General features: G+C 69.3%; 19 protein-coding genes. 11 read left to right on the top strand and 8 right to left on the bottom strand.

The window, feature by feature from the left end:
- Positions 1–8: 8 nt before the first annotated feature.
- Positions 9–671 (bottom strand): TetR/AcrR family transcriptional regulator, encoded by a 663-nt coding sequence (locus ABD154_RS04180; protein WP_211978561.1) that lies wholly within the window; start codon positions 669–671, stop codon positions 9–11.
- A 193-nt stretch (positions 672–864) separates the two neighbouring features.
- On the opposite strand from ABD154_RS04180, the gene ABD154_RS04175 reads away from it, so the two are divergent.
- Positions 865–2,133: a pyridoxal phosphate-dependent aminotransferase gene (locus ABD154_RS04175; RefSeq protein WP_211978560.1), complete on the top strand. Its 1,269-nt coding sequence runs from the start codon at positions 865–867 to the stop codon at positions 2,131–2,133.
- Between the two features lie 10 nt (positions 2,134–2,143).
- On the top strand, positions 2,144–2,899 hold the full coding sequence (locus ABD154_RS04170; RefSeq protein ID WP_211978559.1) for a GH25 family lysozyme: 756 nt from the start codon (positions 2,144–2,146) through the stop codon (positions 2,897–2,899).
- A gap of 62 nt (positions 2,900–2,961) precedes the next feature.
- Here the strand turns inward: ABD154_RS04170 and ABD154_RS04165 are convergent, their stop codons facing one another.
- Complete coding sequence (locus ABD154_RS04165) at positions 2,962–3,354, bottom strand: hypothetical protein (protein WP_344250269.1); 393 nt, start codon at positions 3,352–3,354, stop codon at positions 2,962–2,964.
- 214 nt (positions 3,355–3,568) lie between these two features.
- On the opposite strand from ABD154_RS04165, the gene ABD154_RS04160 reads away from it, so the two are divergent.
- The gene (locus ABD154_RS04160) at positions 3,569–4,468 is read left to right on the top strand and encodes a sulfite exporter TauE/SafE family protein (protein WP_198500013.1); all 900 of its coding nucleotides are present in this window, start codon (positions 3,569–3,571) and stop codon (positions 4,466–4,468) included.
- Between the two features lie 275 nt (positions 4,469–4,743).
- Positions 4,744–5,202: an RrF2 family transcriptional regulator gene (locus ABD154_RS04155; protein WP_137826875.1), complete on the top strand. Its 459-nt coding sequence runs from the start codon at positions 4,744–4,746 to the stop codon at positions 5,200–5,202.
- Positions 5,203–5,275: 73 nt separating this feature from the next.
- Here ABD154_RS04155 and ABD154_RS04150 read toward each other — a convergent pair whose 3' ends face one another.
- A complete protein-coding gene (locus tag ABD154_RS04150) occupies positions 5,276–6,277 on the bottom strand; it encodes a LysR family transcriptional regulator (RefSeq protein WP_211978557.1) in 1,002 nt (333 codons plus the stop codon).
- Positions 6,278–6,367: 90 nt separating this feature from the next.
- Between ABD154_RS04150 and ABD154_RS04145 the strand changes: the two genes are divergently transcribed.
- Positions 6,368–7,969 (top strand): aminotransferase class I/II-fold pyridoxal phosphate-dependent enzyme, encoded by a 1,602-nt coding sequence (locus ABD154_RS04145; protein ID WP_211978556.1) that lies wholly within the window; start codon positions 6,368–6,370, stop codon positions 7,967–7,969.
- Positions 7,970–8,408: 439 nt separating this feature from the next.
- Complete coding sequence (locus ABD154_RS04140; protein WP_232623762.1) at positions 8,409–9,926, top strand: MFS transporter; 1,518 nt, start codon at positions 8,409–8,411, stop codon at positions 9,924–9,926.
- Between the two features lie 160 nt (positions 9,927–10,086).
- Here the strand turns inward: ABD154_RS04140 and ABD154_RS04135 are convergent, their stop codons facing one another.
- The gene (locus ABD154_RS04135; protein ID WP_232623763.1) at positions 10,087–11,118 is read right to left on the bottom strand and encodes a GntR family transcriptional regulator; all 1,032 of its coding nucleotides are present in this window, start codon (positions 11,116–11,118) and stop codon (positions 10,087–10,089) included.
- 274 nt (positions 11,119–11,392) lie between these two features.
- Here ABD154_RS04135 and ABD154_RS04130 point away from each other — a divergent pair, with 274 nt between their 5' ends.
- Complete coding sequence (locus ABD154_RS04130) at positions 11,393–13,423, top strand: oxidoreductase (RefSeq protein ID WP_198500016.1); 2,031 nt, start codon at positions 11,393–11,395, stop codon at positions 13,421–13,423.
- A complete protein-coding gene (locus ABD154_RS04125) occupies positions 13,420–14,544 on the top strand; it encodes a proline racemase family protein (RefSeq protein WP_232623764.1) in 1,125 nt (374 codons plus the stop codon). The genes ABD154_RS04130 and ABD154_RS04125 overlap by 4 nt, the downstream gene beginning before the upstream one ends.
- Here the strand turns inward: ABD154_RS04125 and ABD154_RS04120 are convergent, their stop codons facing one another.
- Together ABD154_RS04120 and ABD154_RS04115 are read right to left on the bottom strand one after the other, a co-directional pair.
- Positions 14,545–15,789 carry an FAD-binding oxidoreductase gene (locus ABD154_RS04120; RefSeq protein WP_232623765.1) on the bottom strand — a complete coding sequence of 415 codons (1,245 nt, stop codon included), beginning with the start codon at positions 15,787–15,789 and terminating at the stop codon, positions 14,545–14,547.
- Positions 15,786–17,195 carry an aromatic ring-hydroxylating oxygenase subunit alpha gene (locus tag ABD154_RS04115; protein ID WP_232623766.1) on the bottom strand — a complete coding sequence of 470 codons (1,410 nt, stop codon included), beginning with the start codon at positions 17,193–17,195 and terminating at the stop codon, positions 15,786–15,788. The genes ABD154_RS04120 and ABD154_RS04115 overlap by 4 nt, the downstream gene beginning before the upstream one ends.
- A gap of 265 nt (positions 17,196–17,460) precedes the next feature.
- Between ABD154_RS04115 and ABD154_RS04110 the strand changes: the two genes are divergently transcribed.
- Together ABD154_RS04110 and ABD154_RS04105 are read left to right on the top strand one after the other, a co-directional pair.
- Positions 17,461–18,381, top strand: coding sequence for a LysR family transcriptional regulator (locus tag ABD154_RS04110; protein ID WP_198500017.1), 921 nt, complete (start codon positions 17,461–17,463; stop codon positions 18,379–18,381).
- 232 nt (positions 18,382–18,613) lie between these two features.
- A complete protein-coding gene (locus ABD154_RS04105) occupies positions 18,614–19,564 on the top strand; it encodes an ornithine cyclodeaminase family protein (protein ID WP_198500018.1) in 951 nt (316 codons plus the stop codon).
- A 44-nt stretch (positions 19,565–19,608) separates the two neighbouring features.
- On the opposite strand, the gene ABD154_RS04100 is transcribed toward ABD154_RS04105, so the two are convergent.
- Together ABD154_RS04100 and ABD154_RS04095 are read right to left on the bottom strand one after the other, a co-directional pair.
- The gene (locus ABD154_RS04100) at positions 19,609–20,382 is read right to left on the bottom strand and encodes a DUF6226 family protein (protein WP_198500019.1); all 774 of its coding nucleotides are present in this window, start codon (positions 20,380–20,382) and stop codon (positions 19,609–19,611) included.
- Between the two features lie 59 nt (positions 20,383–20,441).
- Entirely contained in the window at positions 20,442–21,533 is a 1,092-nt protein-coding gene (locus ABD154_RS04095; RefSeq protein WP_232623767.1) for a hypothetical protein, read from the bottom strand.
- Positions 21,534–21,732: 199 nt separating this feature from the next.
- On the opposite strand from ABD154_RS04095, the gene ABD154_RS04090 reads away from it, so the two are divergent.
- Positions 21,733–25,161, top strand: a complete 3,429-nt coding sequence (locus tag ABD154_RS04090) for a hypothetical protein (RefSeq protein ID WP_344250258.1) — start codon at positions 21,733–21,735, stop codon at positions 25,159–25,161.
- Positions 25,162–25,200 lie beyond the last annotated feature (39 nt).

The following is a 25,200-nucleotide window of genomic DNA, read 5'->3' as shown; positions in this document are numbered from 1 at the left end:
TAGAAGGGTCAGTCGCTGGGACGGTCGTCGCCCGGGTCCGGGTCGCTGACCTGCGTGTTCCCGTCGATGTGCCGCTGCACGGACAGCGAGGTCCGGGCGATGACCTCCGGCAGCGGCGCCGAGGCGAGCGGTTCGAGCGCGACGACGTGGCGGATGATGAGCACGCCGGCCATCTGACTGAGCACGAGCGAGGACCGCAGCTCCGCCTCGGCGGATTCGATGCCCTCGGCGGTGAGCTTGCCGGTGATCGCCGACCCGAGCTCGCGGACCATGAACTGCCGCAGCAGGCTGCCGGCCGCGGATCCGCCGATGACGGATTTGAGCAGGGTGATGCCGATCGGCCTGATCCTCGGATCCTCCCAGGCGGTGAGCACCGTGCCGGCGATCGATTCGCCGAGGCGGTCGAGCGGGGCGTCGAGCGCGCGCCGGACGATCCGGTCGGGGCGCACGGGCAGCCTCACCGCCTCGGCGAAGAGGGCTGCCTTCGACTCGAAATAATGGTGGACGAGCGCCGGATCGACGCCGGCGCGGCGGGCGATGCCGCGCATCGACGTCGCATCGTACCCACGGTCGGAGAACTCGTCGGCCGCGGCCTTCGCGATCGCCTGGCGGGCGTCGCCGCGCGAGGACTTCGGCGGACGGCCGCGGCGGCGCGGTGCAGGATCGGACACGTTACTCAGCTTAGTCGCCTGCCGGGAGCCGGGACGCGGGGTCCGCTCGGACAGCGCGAGCGGCTGCCCAAAGGTCTGCACTTCGGTCCGTCGGCGCGGACAAAGGTGTTCGAAACGCGCCTCTGTCTGGTCGGAAGCACTCAGGTCCGGGCCCTAGCGTGGAAGTGGCAGAAGTCGCTGGAGAAAGGCACACATGTTCAGGCAGTCGTCGAAGCTGGCCAATGTCCTCTATGACATTCGGGGTCCTGTCCTCGAAGAGGCGGAGGCGATGGAGGCAGCGGGACACACGATCCTCAAGCTCAACATCGGCAACCCTGCACCGTTCGGCTTCGAAGCGCCTGAGACGATCGTCCAGGACATCGTCGGCCACCTGCCCGTCGCGCAGGGCTACTCGGAGTCGCGGGGCATCCTCTCCGGGCGCCGAGCCGTCGTCCAGCACTACGAGTCGAAGGGGATCACGAACCTCGACACGCGGGAGGTCTTCCTCGGCAACGGGGTGAGCGAGCTCATCACGCTCTCGCTGCAGGCCCTGTGCAATCCCGGCGATGAGATCCTCGTGCCCAGTCCCGACTACCCGCTGTGGACCGCCTCGGTGGCGCTGTCCGGGGGCACCCCGAAGCACTACCTCTGCGACGACGAGAACGGCTGGCTGCCCGACCTCGAGGATCTCGAGTCGAAGATCACCGAGCGCACGCGCGGCATCGTCGTCATCAACCCGAACAACCCGACCGGTGCGGTCTACCCGCGGGAGACGCTGGCCGCGATCGCCGACATCGCCCGCCGCCACCACCTCATCGTCTTCGCCGACGAGATCTACGAGAAGATCACCTACAACGGCGTCGAGATGATCAACATGGCGACCCTGACCGGCGACGATGTGCTGTGCCTGACCTACTCGGGGCTGTCGAAGGCCTACCGGATCGCCGGCTACCGGGCGGGGTGGCTCGCGATCACCGGACCGCTGTCCGAGGCGAAGAGCTACATCGAGGGCATCACCCTGCTCGCGAACATGCGGATGTGCGCGAACGTGCCCGCCCAGCACGCGATCCAGGCGGCCCTCGGCGGCAAGCAGTCGATCGAGGATCTCGTCCTGCCGACCGGCCGCCTCGGCGAGCAGATGACCGTCGCCCATGAGGGCCTCAACTCGATCGACGGCGTCAGCGCCGAACGCGCCGACGGGGCGCTCTACCTCTTCGCGAAGCTCGACACGGAGAAGTTCGGGATCACCGACGACGAGCAGTTCGCTCTCGACCTGCTGCGCGAGCAGAAGATCCTCGTCTCGCACGGCACCGCTTTCAACTGGTCGCGGCCCGATCACTTCCGGCTCGTCACACTGCCGTCGGTCGACGTGCTCACCGAATCGATCGACCGCCTCGGCGAGTTCCTCTCCGGGTACCGGCAGCACGCGCCGACGACGTGCGAGCTGCCGATCGTCCGCGAGGTGGAGGGGGCCGCCGGGTAGATTTGGTCGTGTGACCGCACCCCGCCGAGACCGCACCCCGCGCTGGCGCCGTCCGCTTCCCCTCACGGCGACCGCCGTCGTCGTCGCTGTCCTCGCTGTGGCCGTCTGGTGGTTCGCGTGGGTGCCGAACACCCGGCCCGCGCTCGAGCCCGGTGAGGTCCACGCGATCGACGTCTCCAACCACCAGGGCGTCATCGACTGGAGGGCAGTGGCCTCCGACGACATCGCCGCGGCGATGATCAAGGCCACGGAGGGCAACGACTACGTCGACCCCCGATTCGCCGCGAACTGGACGGATTCCGCGACCGCCGGCGTGCGCCGCGGCGCCTATCACTTCTTCACCCTCTGCTCCCCCGGTGCCGAGCAGGCCGAGAACTTCCTCGCTGCCGCCCCGCCCGAACCCGAGGCGCTGGCGCCGGCGATCGACCTCGAACTCATCGGCGCCTGTCAGGAGCGACCGCCGCAGGAGGCGGTGGACGCCGAGCTCGAGGACTTCCGGCGCATCGTCGAGGAGGCGTGGGGCCGCGAGCTCCTCGTCTATGCGCGCGGCTCCTTCACCTCCGACTACTCGATCGGGACGCTGGCCGACCGCCCGCAGTGGGTGACGAACTTCTTCGTCCGGCCCGGCGGCGAGTGGACGATGTGGCAGGTCCACTACTTCGCGAACGTCGCGGGCATCGACGGGCAGGTCGACCTCGACGTCCTCCGCGTGACCGAACAGGCCCACGCCCCGCAGTCCTCGCGGTCCTCGCAGCCCTTCGACTGAGGGGAATCAACCCGTCGCGGCACGGGGCTGCACCCCCAACCACCCCGCCCACCGACGCAGTGTCACGACAGATACGCGGTGAACCGACAGTTACGCGCCGTCCCGACGACTCCTGTGCCCGCGTCGTCGTTCTCCGGACGCAGAGTGTCGATGATCGAGTCCGAAATCGACACTCTGCGTCCGGAAGTCCCTGCCTCGGGTGGCACCGGGGCCGACTTCAGGTCGCATGCGGCGCGGGTCGTTGTCGGCGTCGCAGCGCCGAGTCGCGGCGCCGAGTCGCGGGTCGCGGCGATAGTTGAGCAATGTGCGCCGCGTTCATGGCGATTGCGCGCCGGATTCATGGTGATCTGGACGCGAATTTCACCATGGACCTGGCGCAGAACACGGGGATCGCCATGGATGCGGCGCAGAACCGGCGCCTTGTCGTCGCCCGCCTTACGTCCCGTCGAGAGCACGCGCGGTGCGCAGCGCTGTTTCGCCCCGCGGTGCGCACCGCAGTTCGCCCCGTCACACGCATCTGCGACTCACTCACCCGCTTCGTCTGCCGCCTCACCCCGTCACAGAAGTTCATAGTGTAGTAATTCACTCAACTTAATGAGTATTGTGTGGGAGGCACGTGAAACTGCTCAACAATCTCACTCAGCTTCGCACAACGGAGAGGCGGCCACCATGAGGCAGCTCATCGTCTTAGGCATCGTCGGGCTCATCGCCCAGCTCATCGACGGATCCCTCGGCATGGCGTACGGCGTGACGTCGACGACCCTGCTGCTGGCCACCGGCATCGCCCCGGCGACCGCCTCGGCGGCCGTGCACTTCTCCGAGATCGGCACCTCGCTCGTCTCCGGCATCTCCCACCACAAGTTCGGCAACGTCGACTGGCGCACCGTCCTCATCCTCGCGGTCCCCGGCTTCGTCGGCGCCTTCGCGGGTGCGACGTTCCTCGCCGGTCTCAACGGCGACGCCGCCACCCCGTGGATCTCCGGTCTGCTGCTCGCTCTCGGCGTCTACGTCATCTGGCGCTTCCTCGCCCTCGGCGGCGCCCGCCCGACATTCAAGGGCCGCCCCGGCAAGGGTCTGCTCGTTCCCATCGGACTCGTCGGCGGCGCACTCGACGCGATCGGCGGCGGAGGCTGGGGCCCGGTCGGCACGACGACTCTCCTGTCCTCGGGACGCCTCGAGCCCCGCAAGGTCGTCGGCTCGATCGACACGAGCGAATTCGTCGTCGCCGTCGGCGGGTCGCTCGGCTTCCTCTTCGCCCTCGGCTCCCAGGGCATCGAGTGGTCGATCGCAGGCGCTCTGCTCGTCGGCGGCATCATCGCCGCACCCTTCGCGGCGTGGCTCGTGAAGATCCTCCCGGCCAAGGTCCTCGCGATCGCGGCCGGCGGCATCATCATCCTCACGAACGCTCGGACGATCTCCCTCGCCCTCGGTGCGTCGACCCCCGTGGTCTCGACGATCCTCGCGGCGCTGGCACTCGGGTGGATCTCCCTGCTCATCCACGTCGTCCGGCTCGAGCGCAGGACCCGTCGCGCGGAGGCCGCTGCCGAACCCGTCGGCGCCGAGGCCTGAGACCACACCCGCCGACCCCACCCCGAGGTCAGCCGGGCGCGGATCAGTCAGGCTCAGTTCAGCCAGGCTCAGTTCAGCCAGGCATGGGCCAACCAGCCTCGGGCCAGCCAGCCACGGGTCACGGACAGCCTCGCGGGTCAGCACGACCCGCGAGGCTGCAGTGTCCGCGCCAACGTGAGACAGCCCGACACCAGCGCACTGCGCCCGTCGTATTCCGCACCCTCAGACGGCACGACGGGGTGCTACCGAACCGCCGTGCGCGGTAGCATATCGGGATGCGGGTCACGACGAAATCCGACTACGCCCTGCGCGCGCTCATCGAGATCGCGGGCGCTGTTGACGGCGATCCCATCAGCGCCGACGAGCTCGGACGCCGGCAGGACATACCCAAAGGCTTCCTCCAGTCGATCCTCGCCGACCTGCGTCGCGCGGGGATCCTCGTCTCCGTCCGCGGGAAGTCCGGAGGGTGGCGGTTCTCCCGCCCAGCCGCCGAGGTGACCGCCGCCGATGTCATCCGCGCCGTCGACGGCCCTCTCGTCTCCATCTACGGCCAGCGGCCCGAGGCCGTCGAATACGACGACGCCGCCGAATGCCTCCAACAGGTGTGGGTCGCCGCCCGCTTCGCCCTGCGCGATGTCCTCGAGAAGGTGACGATGGCCGACCTCGCGGTCAAGACCCTGCCCCCGGAGATCACGGACAGAGTCGCGATCGAAGACGCCTGGCAGCCGCACTGAGGCCCACCTCGCCGAGGCGCTCCGACCGACCAGCGCCGCGGGCCGCAGACTGCGGTCCACACAGCCCGCCTGCCTACCTCCAGACCGCGGTGACGGTGCGGACGTCGGCGACCACCTCGGCGACTGCAGCGGAATGGGCGGCGACGATCGGATCGTGCCGCGCGGACTTCTGCCGCGGGCCGAGCTGCGGTGCCCGGGAGACGAGGAGGACGTCCCGGCGGGCGGCCGACAGGGGCATCGGCACGATCTCGATCTCGGGGTCGGTGGGCAGTGAGGACTCGGGGATCATCGCGATCGCCAGGCCCGCGGCGATCATCCTGTTGATCGCCGCGTAGTCGTCCATCCGCATCCCCACCCGGGGTTCGAAGCCCGCGGCCAGGCAGAACGCGCGGATCACCTCGTCGATGGCGTCACCGGGGTCGATGCTGAACGCCCACGACTGCGTGACGAGCGCCGCGAAGTCGGGCAGCCCGTGCGGATCGATCGGCACGGGCCCCACGGCCTTGGGCACGCAGAGGAAGAGCTGCTCGGAGTAGAGCTTCTTCGCCGTGAGGCTCGGCGGGATCCACACCTTGTCGACGTCGGTGGAGACGAGGAGCGCAAGGTCGAGGTCGCCGGCCTCGAGCCGGGAGACGAGCTTCGCATGCTCGTCCATCGTGACGTCGAGCGCAGCCCCGAGCACCGTGGCCGACGCATCATCGGCGACCTGCCACCGCGGACGCTTCTGCAGCTCGTGGTGAAGCAGCGGGATGACACGCGCGCCGACCGTGGGCACGGCCCCGATCTTCACCGGCACCGCCTGCGAATCCCGCCACAGCGCCACCTCGTCGACGAGGCGGTCGGCGAGACCGAGGATCTCCACCGCCCGAGTGACGACGAGGCTGCCGACGGTCGTCGGATGCGAACCGCGGGGGGTGCGCTCGATGAGGGTCGCCCCGAGCGTGCGTTCGAGATTCGCGAGGTGATGGTTGACGGTCGGCTGGCTCCAGTCGAGCCGCGTCGCCGCTGCCGCGACCGATCCGGCATCGGCGACGGCGCGGAGCGCGACGAGCCCGCGAGTGTCCAGAACTTCCATAGCTCTCCCTCGATGAGTTCAATACTGTCTATAGAGTAGGCGAGGAAACTTGCTATTCTCCCCAAGGCCCTCATTCCCTACCCTGAAGGCATGACCGTGCACCAGGACTCCGCCGTGCCCGCGACCCCCCACGAGGATGGTCGCGCGCGCACTCACGCCCCGTACGCCGACGCTCTCGCGAAGGCCGCCGCCCGCAATCCCCTGCTTCTCCAGACTCCCGGTCACGGCGGCAACGGTGACGGCATCTCCGCAGGTCAGGCCGACTTCTTCGGCGAGAACGTGCTCGCCCTCGACATCCCGCCGCTCTTCGATGGCATCGACCTCGGCGTCGACACCCCGAAGGACGAGGCCCTCGAGCTCGCCGCCGAGGCATGGGGAGCCCGCCGCACGTGGTTCCTCACCAACGGCTCCTCACAGGGCAACCGGATGGCGGCGCTGGCCATCGGCACCCTCGGCTCGGGCGTCGTCACGCAGCGCAGCGCCCATTCGAGCTTCATCGACGGCATCGTCCTCGCCGGACTCAATCCGCGCTTCGTCTCGCCCAACGTCGATGAGGTCAACGGCATCGCCCACGGCGTCACCCCCGATTCGCTGCGCCACGCGATCCGCAGCCACCCGGAGACGGTCACGGCCGTCTACCTCGTCACCCCGAGCTACTTCGGTGCGGTCGCGGACGTCGCAGCCCTCGCCGAGGTGGCCCACGAGGCCGGCGCGATCCTCATCGTCGACGCGGCCTGGGGTGCGCACTTCGGCTTCCACCCCGACCTTCCTGCCTCCCCGGTCACGCTCGGCGCCGACGTCGTCATCATGAGCACCCACAAGCTCGCCGGCTCGTTCACGCAGTCCGCGCTCCTCCACCTCGGCGACACCGAGTTCGCCGACCGCCTCGAACCGGCACTCGCCCGCGCGTTCATGATGACGGCCTCGACGAGCGAGAACGCGCACCTCATGGCCTCGATCGACATCGCCCGCCGCGATCTCGTCAACTCCCAGGACGCGATCGCGGAGTCGCTCACGAACATCCGGCACGCCCGCGCCCAGATCGAGGGGTCGGGGCACTACCGGCTGCTCTCGGCCGACTTCCTCAGCTCCCCGGACGTCGTCGACATCGACCCGTTCCGCCTGCCCATCGACATCACCGCGACCGGCTTCGACGGGCACACCGTCCGCAAGCGCCTGGCCGAGGACTTCGGGATCTTCGCCGAGATGGCCACGGCCACGACCCTCGTCGCGCTCATCGGACTCGGCAAGTCCCCGGACATCAGCCGTCTCCTCGACGCCCTCGAGCAGCTGCGCCTGGAGAACGCCGAGGCAGACGTCCTCGCCGAGGCGGACGCTGAGGTCGTCGGGACGATCGAGCAGGGTGCGGCACCCGCGTCCGCCGACGACGCTCCGGTCGAGATCCCGCCGCTGCCGACGGCAGGCGACCTCGTCATGCTTCCGCGCGACGCGTTCTTCGCTGAGTCCGAGGTCGTCTCCGCCGCCGAGGCGGCCGGCCGGATCAGCGTGAGCTCGCTGGCCGCGTATCCTCCCGGCATTCCCAACGTCCTGCCCGGCGAGGAGATCACCCAGGAGACGATCGACTTCCTGCAGGCGGTCGCAGCCAGCCCTTCGGGACACGTGCGCGGCAGCGTCGACCCCGAGCTCGCGAACTTCCGGGTCGTCGTTCCCTCGCACACTCACGAGAACTGACGGCAACCACAGATTCACGAGGTCTGACGCCGACAGCATCCACCACATTGACGGCGCGCACGCCGGGGCGGGAGTCCCTGAGTGCGCGCCGTCGTCGTCGACCGCGCGACCACCTCGGCGGAAGAGCCTTCCCACTCTTCGGGAGCCGGAACCGCGGCAGGATTCCCTGACGGAATCATCCGTTTCGCGATGTGACCCCCGTCACGATTCGCACGTGAATAGGATCACGGCGATCTCCGCGGCGCCACAGCGCCGCTTGCCGCATGAGAGCACCGAAGCGCGGGTGCGAAATCCGCATCGGGCGGCCGGTGCTGTGCGTGATCTGGTTCACAATTGCTGTTGACAGTGCTTGCGCCCAGCGCAAAGATGAACTCCATTGCCTTGACGCCGCCGGCCGCTGCCGCGGCGTTTTCATCTCAGTCAACGTGAGGAATCAGCAATGACATCCGGCCACACCGAACCGAGCGCGGAGAGCAGAAAGCCCTTCCGCATCAAGCGGCGGTCGACGAAGAAGAAGCGCTTGGAAGCCGACGACTGCATCGTCGTCGAGCCGAAGTCCATCCGCACCGCGATCGGCGGCACGACCGTCGGCAACTTCATGGAATGGTTCGACTTCGGCGTCTACGGCTACCTCGCCGTGACGATGACCGCCGTCTTCACCGAGGGCATGGATCCGCAGATGGGACTGCTCGTCACGCTGCTCGGATTCGCCGTGTCCTTCCTCGTCCGCCCGCTCGGCGGCATGGTGCTCGGACCGCTCGGTGACAAGATCGGGCGCCAGAAGGTCCTCTTCTTCACCATGGCGACGATGGCGACGGCCACCGCACTCATCGGCGTGCTGCCCACAGCCGCACAGGTCGGCCTGTGGGTGATCATCCCCCTCTACATCCTCAAGATGATCCAGGGCTTCTCCACCGGCGGCGAGTACGCCGGTGCCACCACCTACGTCTCCGAGTTCGCCCCCGACAAGTCCCGCGGCTACTGGGCCGCCTGGCTCGACGTCGGCTCCTACCTCGGCTTCGCCGCCGGTGCCGGCACGGTGGCCATCACGAGCGTGGTGACCACGAGCATCTGGGGCGAGACCGCGATGGTCGACGGCGGTTGGAGGATCCCGTTCCTCGTCGCCATCCCGCTCGGCGTCGTCGCCATCTGGTTCCGCTTGAAGATCCCGGAGACTCCCGGCTTCGAGGCCGCCCAGGAGGAGGGCCTGGTGACGAAGAGCGCGGACGACCCGTTCGCCCGCCACGGCCTCATCGGCGTCATCCGCCACTTCTGGAAGGAGATCCTCATCGGCATCGCCATCGTCGCGGGTTCGCAGACGGTGGGCTACGCGCTGACGAGCTTCATGCCGACCTACCTCGAGGAGACGGTCAAGGTCTCGAACATCCAGGCCGCCGTCGTCACCATCCCGGTGCTCGTCATCATGTCGATCTGCCTGCCGCTCATCGGTCGGCTCTCCGACAAGCTCGGCCGCCGGTTCGTCTTCGGGCTGGCCGCAGGCATGACGATCGTCCTCATCGTTCCCGCCTTCGCCGTCATGCAGATCGGCGAGATGTGGGCGGTGACGATCGCACTGTTCATGGTCGCGCTGCCCGCGGCGTTCTACATCGCGTGCCTCGCCTCGACCCTGCCGGCGCTGTTCCCGACGGCGTCGCGCTACGGCGCGATGGGCCTGACGTTCAACCTCGGCGTCTCGCTGTTCGGCGGCACGACGCCGCTGTTCAGCCAGGCACTCATCGACCTCACCGGGAACTCGTACATGCCGGCCTTCTACATCATGTTCTTCTCGGTCATCGCGCTCGTCGCCGTGTTCTTCATGCGCGAATCCGCGCACCGGCCGCTGCTCGGGTCGTTCCCGACGGTGTCCTCGCATGAAGAGGCCGTCGAGCTCGCCAAGGGTCAGGACGAGAATCCCGACATCGACCCCGAGACCATGCCGATCGGCGCCGGGAAGTGACACAGTCCGAGCAAGTGATCTGACCTGAGGCGACGCGGCTGCGTCTGAACCGACTTCGCCGCCCTGACCAGTCACGACGAACCGGCATCGAGCATCGCCCCTTCCGCGCAGTGAGCGCGGGAGGGGCGATGTCGTCTGCTGAGAGGTCCAGCGGTGCCGTTCACTCCGAGGCATCCGAGACGGAGGCCTCGGTGCGTCTGAAGAAGTAGAGGTTGCGGGTGACGAGGTCGGCGACCGCGTCGGGCCGGTTCGCTTCGATGAGGTCGACGATGTCGATGAGCTCCTTCGCCGAGGTGACCGCGACGTTCCCGACAGACCGTGAGCTGCCGGATCCGGTCACCGAGGCGCTCGTACTGTCCGCCGCGGCGTCGGCTTTAGCCCCTGCACCGGTGGATCCCGCTCCCGAAGTCGCTTGGGCTTCGGCTCCGCCACCCGCACCGCTGGATTCCGCGCTGCCGGTTTCCGCATCACTGGGTCCTGCGTCGACGGTCGAGAGATGGCCGATCCGGGACTGGTCGCGCAGCCGCAGGCTGATCTCCGCGGCACGGCGTCCGAGGCCGAACGCGAGGAGCGACTCGTGGAACCGGCGGTCATGGGTATAGAACGCGACGAGGTCGCCGGCAACGGCCGCGGCCACCGTCGCCTCGGCATGGGTGCGCAGTCGGCGCAGCTCGTCGCGGATCGCATCGCCCGTCCCCGTGGGGACTCCGTCTCTCATCCCCGTGGGAACGGTGTCACCCGCACCGCCACCGCTTCTCCTGTCGGCGCCCTCGAGGTCGACGGCCGCAGAACCGCCAGCACCGGCAGCCGACCCCGCACCGCCCGTCCCCGTGGGGACGTCGTCATCCAATTCGCCAGCGCCCACAGCAGACCCGGGCCCCGCCTCGGCGAGCCGATCGCACAGCTGCCGCACCGCCGGCACGGCGAGGAGGACGCGGATGCGGATGATCTCCTCGAGGTCGGCCTCGGTGATCGGGACGAGGCGGAAGCCGCGGTTGGGCACCGCCTCGACGGTGCCTTCGGTGACGAGCGCCATCATCGCCTCACGCACCGGACTGAGCGAGATGCCGAGCTGCTTCGCGAGCCCGGCGGCCGAATAGATCCGATCCTCGGCGAGCTCACCCGTGGCGATCGCGTCGCGGATGATCGAGAGCGCATGCTCGCGCAGCGAGGGCTGCTTCGCTCGGTCCATGCCATCTCCCCCTGCCGGAACTCTCGACCTCCCCTGCCAGAACTATTGACAGCATAGCCCGGAGAATCCACGATGGAAGACAGGTAGTCGGTAATCGATTACCTGACAATCAGTACCGGCCCGACAAGCCGTACCGGCACCGCAACCAGTCCCGCACCGCAATCCGCTCCAGCACCGCGAACCACGACCCCGACAACCCATACCAGCCCGACAATCCGTTCCAGCCCGGTAACCCCGCTCCGGCTCCGGAACCCGTTCCTGCGATGGAGGAGGAATGGACGACCCGCTGCTCCAGCCGTACGACCTCGGCGGACTCACCCTGCGCAACCGCATCGTCTCGACCTCGCACGAGCCCGCCTACACCGAGAACGGCATGCCGACGGACCGCTACCGCCTCTACCACCGGGAGAAGGCGCGCGGCGGTGTCGGGCTGACGATGATCGGCGGGTCCGCGATCGTGTCGAAGGACTCGCCGGCCGCGTTCGGCAACATCGACCTGACGACCGACGAGGTGATCCCCTGGCTGCGCGCGATCGCCGAGGACTGCCACGCCGAGGGTGCCGCGGTGATGATCCAGGCGACGCATCTGGGGATGCGCTCGTCGAACTTCGCCGGGGACTGGCTGCCGCTCGTCTCGCCGTCACGGACCAGGGAGGCCGCGCACCGGTCGTTCACGAAGGCCCTCGAGGACTTCGACATGGACCGCATCGTCGCCGACTTCGCGGCCGCGGCCGCCCGGGTCGCCGCTGCCGGGTTCGACGGCCTCGAGATCATGCACGCCGGTCACCTCCTCGACTCCTTCCTCGCGTCCTGGCTCAACGAGCGCAGCGACGAGTGGGGCGGCGACCTCGACGCGCTCATGCGCTTCCCGCTGCGCGTCATCGACGCCGTCACCGCCGCCGTGCCCGCGGGCTTCCTCGTGGGCATCCGGATGGCCGTCGACGAACTCCGCGACGACGGCATGCGCGAGGACCGGGCGACCGATGTGCTCGAGACCTACGCCGCCCACGGCCTCGGATTCCTCAATCTCAACGTCGGCACGATCTCCTCCGATCGGGTCCTCGCCGAGGCGATCCCCGGGATGGGCACGCCCTCGGCACCGTGGCTCGAGACGTGCCGCCGGATCCGCAAGGCCATCGACATCCCCGTCCTCCACGCCGCCCGCATTGCCGACGTCCCGACCGCGCGCTACGCGATCGAGGACGGCTGCCTCGACCTCGTCGGGATGACCCGGGCACAGCTGGCCGACCCCTACCTCGTCGCCAAGATCACCGAGCACCGCGAGGACGACATCCGCCCGTGCGTGGGCGCGAACATGTGCCTCGACAGCATCTACACGTCCGGATCGGCGACGTGCATCCACAATCCCGCGACCGGCCGCGAGGCGGATCTGCCGCAGGAGGTGCCCGCGGATTCCGTCGCCGAGGCGAAGCACGTCGTCATCGTCGGCGCCGGTCCCGCCGGCCTCGAGGCCGCCCGCGTCGCCGCGGTCCGCGGGCATCGGGTCACCCTGCTCGAAGCCGATTCCGCGCCCGGCGGTCAGGTCCGCATCGCCGCCCGGTCCGAGCGTCGTCGCGACCTCATCGGGATCGTCGACTGGCGGGTCGAGCAGTGCCGCAAGCACGGCGTCGATCTGCGCCTCAACACCTATGCCGACGCCGAGGCGGTACTGGCGCTCGCCCCCGACGTCGTCATCGTCGCGACCGGCGGCATCCCCGACTCCGGTGACCTCGCCGCGTTCGACGTGTGGGACGTCATGGACGATCACCTCCGCGGTCGACAGCGCGTCATCGTCTTCGACGACCACGGGGCGTACCCGGCCCTCGACGCCGTCGAACGGCTCGCCCGCGCCGGCCAGCACGTCACCTATGTCAGCCCGGAGCGGACGATCGGCATCGACGTCGGGTCGATGAACTCCCCGGCCTACCTGCGGACGTTCTCCGAATGCGGGGTCGAGGTCCGCCTCGGCGAGCGCCTGACGACGACGCAGCCGCACGGCACCGGGGTGCGAGCGGTCCTCACCAGCGAATACTCGGACCTCGAAACGGAGATCGAGACGGATGCCGTCGTCGTCGATCACGGGACGCTGCCCAACGATGAGATCTACCTCGAGCTGCGCGACCGGGCGTCCAATCGCGGGGAGATCGACCTCGATGCGTGGGTGCGCGGGCAGCCGCAGCCGGATCCATCCGCCGAGGCGACCGGCTCGTTCGCGCTCTACCGGATCGGTGACGCGGTCGCCTCCCGCAACGTCCATGCCGCCGTGCTCGAGGGCCTGCGGGTCGGGATGGGGGTGGGTCGATGAGCAGGACGGACGACCACCGGGGAGGGCCGCGCGACATGGGCACCGTGACGACGGTCGACTATCACACGGCCGGTGAGCCGTTCCGGATCGTCCCGGAGCCCCCGGTCGACATCCCCGGGACCACCGTCGCCGACCGGCGGGCATTCGCGACCCGCTCGGCCGAGGTCGACGGGCTGCGGCAGCTCCTCTGCTTCGAACCGCGCGGGCACGCCGATATGTACGGCGGCTTCCTCGTCCCACCCGAAGACGACGGCGCCGACTTCGGCGTGCTCTTCTGGCACAAGGACGGATTCTCCACCGCGTGCGGGCACGGCACGATGGCTCTGGGCGTCTGGGCGGTCGAGTCGGGACTCATTCAGGCCGACGATTCCGGGATCACCGAGGTCGTCATCGACGTCCCCTCGGGCAGGGTCCGGGCGGCGGTGCACACGGACGAGACGGGCGGGGTCACCTCGGTCGACTTCGTCAATGTGCCGAGCCGCCTCGTCGCCACCGGCCTCCCGGTGACGACAGCACGGGGAGAGGCCGCCGTCGATCTCGCATGGGGCGGGGCGCTCTACGCACTCGTCGACGGGGACGCGTTGGGGATCGCGGTCGAGCCGGACCGCCTCGGCGAGCTCATCGCCCTCGGGAGGGAGGTCAAGGCCGCTCTCGCCGGGCATCCGGCCACCGCGCACCCGAGCGATGACCGCCTCAGCGGTGTCTACGGGACGATCATCGTCAACCGGCTCGGCACCAGCGTCGATGGTGAGGTCTGGCAGCGCAATGTCACGGTCTTCGCCGACGGTCAGGTCGACCGCTCGCCCTGCGGGTCGGGCACGGCCGCGCGCATCGCGGCGCTGAGCGCGACGGGCGAACTCGACTCGGGGCAGACGCTGCTCCACGAATCGATCGTCGGCACGCGGTTCCGGGCCAGGGTCCTCGCCGAACTCGAGGGCAGTGACGACCACGGGGACAGAGTGGGCACTGGGGGCGCTGACGGTCTCGGGGACAGTGGAAACGGCTGGGCCTCTGCCGACAGTGTCGTCCCGCTCGTCACGGGCACCGCACACCGGGTCGCGACGTGCACCTTCGAGGTCGACCCGCGGGACGATCTCGTACCGGGATTCGTGCTGCGCTGATCACCGCTCGATGACGAGGTCGCTGAGCGGCGTCGAGCAGCACGGCAGGAACCTGCCGGCGGCGATCTCCTTCGGACGGATCCCCCCGGAGTGGCGCATGTCGACCTCGCCGCTGACGAGTGTCGACTTGCACGTCCCGCACATTCCCGCTCCGCACGACGAAGGGACGGGCAGGCCGGCGGCGGCAGCGGCCTCGAGGACGGTGGTGGCGGCATCGCAGGCGACCCGCGTGCCGTTCGACGCGAAGTCGATCGCGAACGTCGCGCCAGGCACCGGGACGACCGACTGCTCGGCCCGGTGCCTGGCCACCCGGTCTGCGGGCGCGGTGCCGAAGACGAACGACTCCTCGTGCACTCTCCGGGCACCCACCGCGGCGAGAAGCGGGCGAACGGTGTCCATGTACGGAGCCGGGCCGCACACGAAGGTCTCGCGATCGCAGGCATCGGGGGCCGCCTCGGCGAGGATCTCCCGGCCGATCCGCCCGCGCGGGCCCGTCCATCTCTCCTCGGCCGCGTCCCGGGAGCAGTGCGCGACGACGCGGACTCCGGGGACGGTGGCGAGCTGGTCGAGCTCGGTCCGGAAGACGATGTCCTCAGGCGTCGAGGCGCTGTGGATGAGGACGATGTCGACGGGATCCGGCAACTGGTTGGCCAGGAGTGCGCGGATCATCGACATGATCGGGGTGGTCCCCGAGCCCGCACAGACGAAGAGGTGCTTGTCAGCAGGGTGGAAGCTGGTGCTGAAGAGGCCGTAGGGGCCGTCGACGTGGAGGGTGTCGCCGATGCGGAGAACGTCGTGGAGATGCGTCGAGACCGCACCGCCGGGCACGCGCTTGACGGTGAGGGTGAACGTGTTCGTGCCGAACGGCGCCGAGGAGATCGAGTAGCAGCGCTCGAGACCGAGCTCGGGCACGCGCACCGTGAGGTACTGCCCGGGTTCGAAGTCTGCGGAGGCCAGCCACGGTGCGCGGAGTTCGATCGTGATGATGTCGTGGGTGACCCGGGTGATCCCGACGCATTCGGCGAGACCGGTGATCCCCTCGGCCTCACCGGCCATCGTCGCGGACGGCACCGTTGCCGTCAGCACGCCGCTCACTGCGACGGCAGCTGTGGCTGCCGTGGCGGCCGAGGATGCGGGGACCGCCGCACCCGCACCCCGCGCCGGCACGCGGAACGTCGCCTTGCTCGCCGCCGCCCCTGGCCGCGGGCCTGCCTCGATGGGAAACGGTGACCGGATGTATCTCATCGCCCGTCCATCCTCTCCCGGTGTGCCGTGAGCCTCTCGATGTACCACGTGCAGAACTCGTCGAGGTGCGCCTCGGTGGGGGCGTAGGGTCCCGGCAGGTACGCCGGGGACGACACCCCGAGCTGCCCGCGCTCGCAGAACGTCGCGTCCTGTTCGTTCGTCTTCATCCACACCGTCGTGAGGTTCTCCAGGTCGTAGTCGACGCCCTCGACCGCCTCGGCGTCGACGAGCCACGTCGTGCGCACGAGCGTCCGATCCGCGGCGAGGGGGACGAGGCTGAAGGTGACGATGTGATCGCCCATCGCGTGGAACCACATGTTCGGCTGGATGTGGAGGGAGGCGCGTCCGAGGGTGAAGGTGTCGAGGTCGCCGAGCAGCTTCGCCGAGGCGGCCGATCCGTCCATCGTGTACGACTCACCCTTCCCGTCGAGGGCTGCCCGTTCGATGCGGAATCCGGTGGGGCGTCCGCTGAGGTCTTCGACGAGGGCGTAAGGCACGCCGTTGCGGTCGCAGTTGTCGTGGAGTCGGCGCTCGGCATCGAGGAAGCGCTGGTAGGCGGGTTGCAGCCGGGCCGGGATCTCGTCGGCGGCGTATCCGTAGGTGGGGAAGAAGGTGCAGGTGAGCTCCGGGTGGCCGGCTTCGCAGTGGTAGCACTCGCGGTTGTTCTCCATGACGAGCTTCCAGTTCGAGTCCTCGATGAGGTCGACCTGGGCTGCGACCTTCGCCCCGGCGATGTCGTGGGGTGCGATGTAGGGGGCGATGACGTCGGCGACCTCGGCGATGTCGTCCGGGGGCGGTCCGAGGCAGATGAAGATCAGTCCCGCGATGATTCGGACATTGACCGGACGCAGGGAGAAGCACGCGGGGTCGAAGCCCGGTGCCTGCACACCGGCGGAGATGAGCTCGCCGCCGGGGGTGTAGGTCCACTGGTGGTAGCTGCAGACGATGTTGCCCACCGACCCGGACAGGTCGTTGAGCAGCCGGGTGCCGCGGTGGCGGCAGACATTGTGGTGGGCCCGGATCGCGTCATCGTCGTCGCGGATGATGATGACCGAGTACGTGCCCACGTCGATCGTCACGTAGTCGCCGGGTTCGGGCACCTCGGCGACGGTGCCGACGAAGATCCACGTCGAGGCGAAGATCGCTTCGACGTCGCGGGCGAAGAACTCGGGGCTGGTGTAGAACGGGGCCTCGAGGGACCAGCCGGGGCGACGCTCGTCGATGAGCCGGTCGAGCGCGCCCGGTGCGCTGAGGTCGGCGGGCGGTGCGCTGAGGTCGGAGACCGAACTGCTGAATTGGGCAGCCGGCCCTCCGGGGTGGGGGCCTGGCCCACCGGGGTGGGCGGGCGCGGCGACGTGGTCGGTCGGGGCAGCCGTTGCGGACCGGGTCCGCGGAGCCATCGTCATCTCTGCACCTGCCTTTCACCTTCTGCCGCATCGTGCTCGCCTCGGCCAGTCGGGTGATCGCCTCCGCCGACGCTCCACCACACCGGGGATCGGCCGCCTCAGCGGTCGGCGTCCCCTGTACCGCCGGGGATGCGGCCGGCGGCCCCCTGCGGCTGGCGGTGAGGCGTCTGCCGAGCATCCGACATCTCGCTGTGACTCCAGTGTCGAGGCGGCAGAAGACGAAGAAAAGCGAATCATTTCGCGGATGGTCGTGAAAGAATATTGCATGATCGATCGTCGCCTCCACGTCCTCCGCGTCCTCGCCGAGGTCGGCACCGTCACGGCTGCCGCCGAGCGCCTCGGCTTCACTCCCTCGGCGATCTCGCACCAGCTGAGAACCCTGTCGAAGGACCTCGGAGTCACCGTGCTCGAACAGCACGGCCGCACCCTCGTGCTCACGCCGGCCGGTCACCTGCTCCTCGAGCGCACGCAGGAGCTGTTCACCCGGTGGGAGGAGATCCGCGGGGAGCTCTCTGAGGCAGGGCACGCCGTCAGCCAGCGGGTCCTGCGGCTGTGCGGCTTCTCGACGGCCGCGGCGAGCCTGCTGCCGCTCACCGCCGAGCGCATCATGGCGTCGCATCCCGGTGCCGGGGCGCGGATCATCGAAGCCGATCCGCAGGAGTGCTTCGACCTGCTCCTCGCCGACCAGGCCGACATCGCCGTCGTCGTCGCGACCGATCCGCTGCCGCCGCGCAGCGATGCCCGGTTCGAGCAGTCCGCGCTCTTCACCGACCGTCTCGATCTCCTCGTCCCCGGCCATCATCGCCTCGCCGGACGCGAGTCGGTGGCTCTCGGCGAGGCGGCCGAGGAGAAGTGGATCCTCGATCGGCCCGGCACGCCCTACCACCGCCTCGTGCGCACCGCCTGCGCCGCCGCGGGCTTCGTCCCCGAGGTCGCCCATGAGTCCCATGAATGGGAGACGGGCGCCGCGCTCGTCTCGGCCTCGCTCGGCGTCGCGCTCGTCCCCCGCCTCGCTCACCTGCCCGAGGGCTATGACGCCGTGCGCGTGCCGCTGCGCGGGGATCCCGTCCCGGCCCGGAAGATCCTCACCGGGATCCGCAGCGGGTCGGCGGGGCAGCCGCTCATCGCCGCAGCGCTCACTGTCCTCACCGAGGCGGCTGACGCCGTCGCCCGACGCACGACGTGAGGATCCATCGCTCAATGCTCACGCGCGGCACCCGGGGTGCGACTCTGCGATGGCGGCCGGCACGACAGTGCGGCCCGACTCACGGACAGTGCTTCGCCCTGTGGTCGGCATCACCTAGCCTGGTGGTGACCGCCCCTGCCACCCGGTGCTCCGCTCCGTCGGATGTCCGCACACCCGATGGCCCGCAGCACCGTCGCAGCGCGAGGGGTCCGCAGTGAGGAAGGACGTGACGATGAACGATGTGACCTACCTCGACGCCGACGCGGTGGTCGCGGCCCTCACCCCCGCCGAGGCGGTCGCCGCCCTCCGCGAGGCACTGGCCGGGGATTTCGATCCGGCCGATGACATTCCGCGCACGATCGCCGACATCAGCGCCGGCAACATGATCTTCATGCCCTCCGAGCTCGGCGCATGGGTCGGGGTCAAGCTCGTCGGCGTCTCGGTCGACAATCCCGACCACGGCCTGCCGCGCATCCAGGGGCAGTACCTCATGTATGCGGCCGAAACGCTGCAGCTGCGCACGGTCATCGACGGTGCGGCGCTGACGACCCTGCGCACGCCGGCGGTGTCGGTGGCGGCGGTCGAACCGGCGCTGTCCCGGTTCACCGGTCCCGTGCGCGTCGTCGTCTTCGGGGCGGGCCCGCAGGGCGTCGGACACGTCGACACCCTGCGCGAGGTCCTCGACGTCGATCTCGCCGATGTCGCGTTCGTCGTCCGGCATCCCGACCGTGTCACCGCCGGGGTCCGTGAGCGCGGGCGTGTCATCGCAGCGACCACCGCCGAGGCGAACGCCGCCCTGCGGGAGGCCGACATCGTCGTCACGGCGACGACGGCGAGCAGCCCGCTCTTCGACGGTGACCTCGTCCGTGAGGGTGCGATCGTCATGGCGTGCGGTTCGCACGACCCGCACGCCAGGGAGCTGCCGGCGTCGCTGTTCTCCCGCTCGGCGGTCGTCGTCGAGGATGTCGGCACCGCGCTGCGCGAATGCGGGGACGTCGTGCTCGCGATCACCGACGGCGCACTCGACGCGGAGACTCTCATCACGATGAAGCAGCTGAGCACCGGCGAGGTCGTCGTCGACGACGATCGGACGCTGATCTTCAAGGGGTCGGGGATGTCGTGGGAGGATCTCGCGGTGGCCGCGAGGCTCACCGAGGAGGCATCAGCCGCCTCGGCGGGGTGAACCGCCTCGGCGGGGTGAACCGCCTCGGCGGGGTGAGCCCGAACTCAGGCCCAGTCCTGCATGGGACGCGGTGACCAGTCGTCGAACCACGGGCGCGCCCGGTGCTTCGCGGGTTTGTGCGCGGCGTCGCCGGAGAGCTCTCCGGCCGCGTCGAACGAGGTGCGGTAGCCGGAGTACTGTCCGCCGGACTGCGCCTCGACGGAGCCGTCGACGATCGAGAAGATGAGGCTGTCGAGCTGCTGGAGGAGGACGTCGGAGCCGTAGTCGCAGAAGTCGCAGCCGCAGTCGGGCACGCGGGCCAGGGACACCGCGGGATCGCCGAGGGCGATGACGACGTTCGCGACGAGGTCGACGCCGTGGTCATCGGGGACGTAGTCGTTGAAGCCGATGACGAGTTCGGGGTTGTCGGGGACTCCGCTGGTGAGCACCTCGGCGTGATCGGCGGATGCGAGGAACGGATCATCGGTCGCCCAGTCGACGTCGGCGGTCTCCCGTGCGCTGCCTCCCCGCCGGCGCAGGACGTTGATCCATGCGCGGGCCCGGGCGTGGACGATGTCGAACTTCGCGTGGTCGGTGACGTCGGCCTGATCGTCGGGGCCGTTGACCCTGCCCCATTCGAAGTCGGGATTGCGGTGAGGGTCGTCCCACCTCGGCGTGTCGGCTCCGGTGATGAGGAATTCGTCCTCGACCTCGCGGAACATCTCAGCGGCCCGATCGGACACCGGCATCGTCGCGATCGCATGGTTCCACCGCTGGTCAGAGCGGTCATCGAAGGATCGGGCAAGGTTGGTTCTCAGCTCTTGCCACCAGAAAGTCATGGTCCGATCTTAGTCCGGGTTCCGCGTCGGACCGGCGGGGCCTCGGCCGAGGTGGTTCCTCAGTCCTGCAGACGCGTCGTGCCCTCATACCCTCCTGAGGTATTCAGCTGCTTCGCGTAGCAGTTGTCGGGACCGAGACCGTTGGACGAACACCACGACAGCGCGTCCTCGGGATCGTCATAGCCGATGCCGACGATCGTCACCCAGAAATCATCTTCTTTGAAACTCGCGAAATCCCCCGACCACACCAGTTGTACGCGCGGATATTCCTTTCGCATCTGCTCGTGTTCGGCGAGAATGTCCTTCGGCTCCCACGTCTTCCCCTCCGCTTCGAGTCCGACTTTCTTCGAGCTCAGCTGGGGCACCCATTTGCCGTCGAGGTCGGCGATGACGGTCTTCCGATCCGTGGTGACGATCTGGTCGAGCGCCTGCTTCGGGTCGGCGGGAAGCGTGGGGGACGACTCCGGATCGTCGCTCGGTGCAGCGTCCTCGCTCGGCCCGGCGCTCGGAGCCGTCGAGGCGTCCTCGCCGGCCGGTGCCGTCGTCGCTGCGACAGTGGAGTCCTCGTCACCGTCCCGGTTGAGGAACATCATGGCGCCGAATCCGATCGCGGCCGCGGCGATGACCGCGAGCACGACGACGGCGGCGATGAGTCCCTTGCTGCGCCGAGGCGGCTGACCGGCGGGTGCGGCGCCGGCGGGGATGTTTCCGGGCGGCGGCTGGTTCGGGCCCGGTGGACTCGGCGGTGGCTGCGGGAATGTTGCGCCGGGTGGAGTTCCGGGCCAGGCCGCAGCGTTGGACGGCGGCGTTGCCGCGTTCGCGGGCGGGGCTCCTGGTGTTCCGGTCGCCGCGGACTGCGAGCGCGGGGGCCGCGCGGGGTTCTGCTCGGCGATGTAGGGCGTGTTCGGTTCCCCGCCGCCGCGGCCCCAGCCCGTATCGGCGCTCTGGCCCCAACCGATGTCGGTGCGTCCGGCGTCAGCGCTTCCGGTGTTGGCGCCGTGACCCCAGCCGGTGTCGGACTGCCGACCCCATCCCGAGTCGCCGTTCTGGTTCCACGCATTGTCGGCACGAGGATTCTCCGCTCGAGCGCTGCCCGCCGAATCATCGCGCGGCCATTCGTCGCCGTTGCCCTGGGGCGGTTTCGTGCTCATCGGCAGCTCCAGATCACTTGTCGGTCGAAAAGTTCTCTTCTCGGAAACTTCAATCGCCATTCTCAGCCTAATATAAGGGCATCACTACAACTGAATGGATCGGTGGAAACATCGATCTGCAGGGAAACCGCAGTCAGACCAGCGGCCACGTCAAGCGCACTGCAGCGACCGGTGTGCGAGAGCAGTCGGAGGACTCCCCATGAGCAGAACGCCCACATCTCCCCCATCCGGGCACGACGACGAGTCCGACCGTCGCCCGACCCCCGAGGACTCGAACAGCAAGCCCGGCTCCGCCTCTGCCGCCAAGGGCACCGGGAGGGCCAAGGGAACCGGCGAGGTCAAGGGCACCGGGGAGAAGAAGACTGCCGACGGCACCAAGGACACAGAACCGGCGAAGTCGACCAAAGGTGCCAAGGGAACCGGCGCGGCAAAATGGGCCGACAAGGTCAGTGCCGACAGGGCAGCGAAGCCGACCGACGGGGTCAAGGGCACTGCTGACACGACGGCGGCCAGCCAGGTCAATGGCACGGGCACAGCGAAGTCGACCAACGAAGCCCCGGCCGCCCAGTCACCAGAGGGCGGCAGGGCGAGCGCCTCTGCCACGCCTGATGCAACTGCCAGGCCTGCCGCTGACTCGCCGAATGCCGCGGACACTGACACGGCCTCCGGAACCGATGACCTCGGCGGCGAGGCGGACGTCCCTGTGAAGCCGGGAGCTCCACCGACCAATTCCGCTCCTGACTCCACCGAGGCGACGGCGCAGTATCCGCGCTTCTCTCCGGAGGCCGCAGCGGCGGCCTCCGCAGCCGGAGCCGATTCCGGCGCTGCAACGAAGCAGGCCGCCGATCCCTATGCGTCACCGGACACGCCGTCGACGACGCCAGGAGTGCAAGCTCCCACACCGGGCACACAGCCTCAGCGACCCGGAACACAGCCTCCGGTGTCGGGTGCAGCCGACGGCGCCTCAACTGCGGCGGACTCAGCAAGCTCACCGGCTGGATCGCCCTACCCGGGCCAGCCCTCTCCGCAACCGGGCCAGCCGTACGCCCAGCAGAACCAGCCCGCTGCCCAGCAGGGCTCGCCGTACCCAAACCAGGGCTCGCCCTACCCGGGCCAGCCCTCTCCGCAGCCGGGCCTGCCGTACGCCCAGCAGGGCTCGCCCTATCCCGGTCAGAGCCACCTCGGTGCTCCGAGACCGTCATCGCGCTACACCGCTCCGCTCTCCCAGGGTGCGACGTGGCGGGCGATCCTCCTCCCGCCGGGAATCGCCCTCGCCGCGGGCATCGTCGTTGCGATCATCCTTGCCGCGATCGCCGGTTCGATGTCCGACCTCGACTCATTCACCGAGTACACGGGCATGAGCACCGACAAGATCGGCTACGCGCTCCCCTTCGTCCTCCTCGCCCTGGCACTGTTCGGCTCGGCGGCCGTGCGGTTCGAGTTCCAATCCGACGGATTCGCCGCGGCCAGTGGAGACATCATCCTCTCCGGCGCCCCGCTCATCATCACCGCAGTCGTCCTCGGCACGCTGTGGTGGTTCACCCGGTGGAGCGAGCTGCGTTCCCCCTCCCCCAATCGGGGGTCGACCTGGATCCGCATCGGCATCTCGGCCCTCGCCTTCACCGCCGTGCTCTTCGTCCTCCAGCTCATCTTCGCCGCCCGCTACTCGCTCATGGAAGGCAGTCAGGGCGCCACCCTCGAGTTCTCCGCGGTCACCCCGCGATCGTTCTTCCTTCCACTCCTCGTCGTCATCGCCGTGAGCATGTGGGGTCGCATCGCCGGTCATTTCAAGGGCACCGAGGCGGTCGGAGCGCGATTCCTCCGCTGGGTCGTCCCCGCCGCGCTCGTCGCCTGGATCCACCTCATCGTCATGGTCGCGATCATGTCCGTCGTCGCCCTCTTCGTCCTGCCTCTCGGGCTCGACCTTCCCGGGCAGCTCGTCCCCCTGACCTTCGTCAACATGGGCCTCGTCCTCACACTGCTCGTCCACCTCGGCGGCCTCACCGCCTCGATGACCGGCGTGTTCGGCATGGAGTCCGGAGGCTTCTCGGAGACGCTGACGATCTTCAGCGACGATGTGCCGGGGCAGCTGTGGCTGGGGCTGATCGCGGTCGTCCTCGCGGTGCTCGCGGCCTCCCTCGTCGCCACGGTCACGCGGCGTCCGTACTGGACCGCGCAGGGCCCCGATCCCCGGCAGTGGAGCACCGCATGGCGGATCCCCCTCGCATTCGCCGTGGTGTGGGGGCTGCTCTCGGTTCTCGCGCTGCCTCTGCGCGCGGCTGTGCAGGGCTCGGCACAGGCGACGGAGGTGTTCGGCGGCATGGGCGCGGCTGAGGCCGGCATCGGCGTGCTGGCCTGGTCGTTCCTCATCTTCGCTCTCTGGGGCGGTCTCATCGAGGTGGTCTCGCGCACCCTCGGGCCGAGGCTGGCGCTGACGATGCCCGGAGTCGCGAAGTTCCTCGCCGGGCGCGCGATTCATCCGCACTGGGGACACGCCCTCGGGATGAGCGAACCGCGCTATCCGCTCATCCACCCCGATGCCGTCGCCGGCGGATCGACTCCGCCCCCGCCGCCACCGGTGGCACCCGGGTACGCGGCGCCGGGCGGTGACGCGGGTGCGCCCGGACAGTCGGGCGCGGCTTCCCCGGGAACTGCCGGCACGTCCAGCCCAGCCGGTCATTCCGGTTCTGTCGCCCCGTCCGATTCCGCCGGATCTGCTGGCCCGGTCGCATCGGCTGGATACGTCGGATCCGCGGGCGGCCCGGGGTCCGGTGGCAGCAATCCCGGAGATGCGCAGTCCGCCGCGCCGACCACCTCGGCGTCGGGATCACAACCGGCAGGGGAGTCCCCTGCCCACCCCATCGCAGGGTCCTCCCCCGGCCGTCCCACCGTGGGACAGGACGCGTCTGCGCCCTACTCGTCTGCGCCCTACACGGCAGCGGCGGGCCCCTATACGACAGGGAACGCTGCGTCGGCATCGAGTCAGCAGCCGACCGCCCAGCAGTGGAACAGCAGTGCGGCCCCGCCGTCCGTTCCTCCGGCCGGATATCCCGCGGCCCCGCCGGCCAAGCCCTTCAACCGCAGGAAGGCGACGCTCGTCGGAGTGATCAGCGGCGCGGCGGTCCTCGTCCTCGTGGCGGGTCTGATCGTCGTCACGCAGGTCAACGGCGGAATGTTCGGCCCGGAGGCCACCGTCGAGAAGTATCTGCAGCGCCTCGCCGACGGTGACGCTGAAGGTGCTCTCGAGATCGCCGATGTCGACGTGCCCGCCGAGCAGCGGCAGCTGCTGACGAACGACATCCTCGGCGGCGCCAAGGCACTGCCGACCGACATCTCGGTCGCCGATGCCGATGTCGCCGATGATCAGGCGCTCGTGTCGGCGACGTTCGACCTCGGCGGGAGCAAGAGCACGACCGAGTTCTCGCTGGTGAAGTCGGGCAAGACCGCGGTCTTCTTCGACGAGTGGACGCTGCAGTCGCCGGAGCTCGCGCCCCTGACGGTGGACACGCCGGGGCTGAGCACGGTCAAGGTCAACGGGATCGACGTCGACACGACCGACTCGGCGCTCTCCCTGCCGGCGTTCCCCGCCCTCTACACCGTCGGGTGGGACTGCCGAAGGTTTGGTTGACTCCAAGACCGCATGATTCCTGAGAGGGCGTCGTGCTGA

The organism is Brevibacterium sanguinis (assembly GCF_039528855.1).
In the GTDB taxonomy this organism is placed as follows: domain Bacteria; phylum Actinomycetota; class Actinomycetes; order Actinomycetales; family Brevibacteriaceae; genus Brevibacterium; species Brevibacterium sanguinis.
Note: the sequence above shows the minus strand (reverse complement) of the source record. Positions and strands in the feature narration are given on the sequence as shown.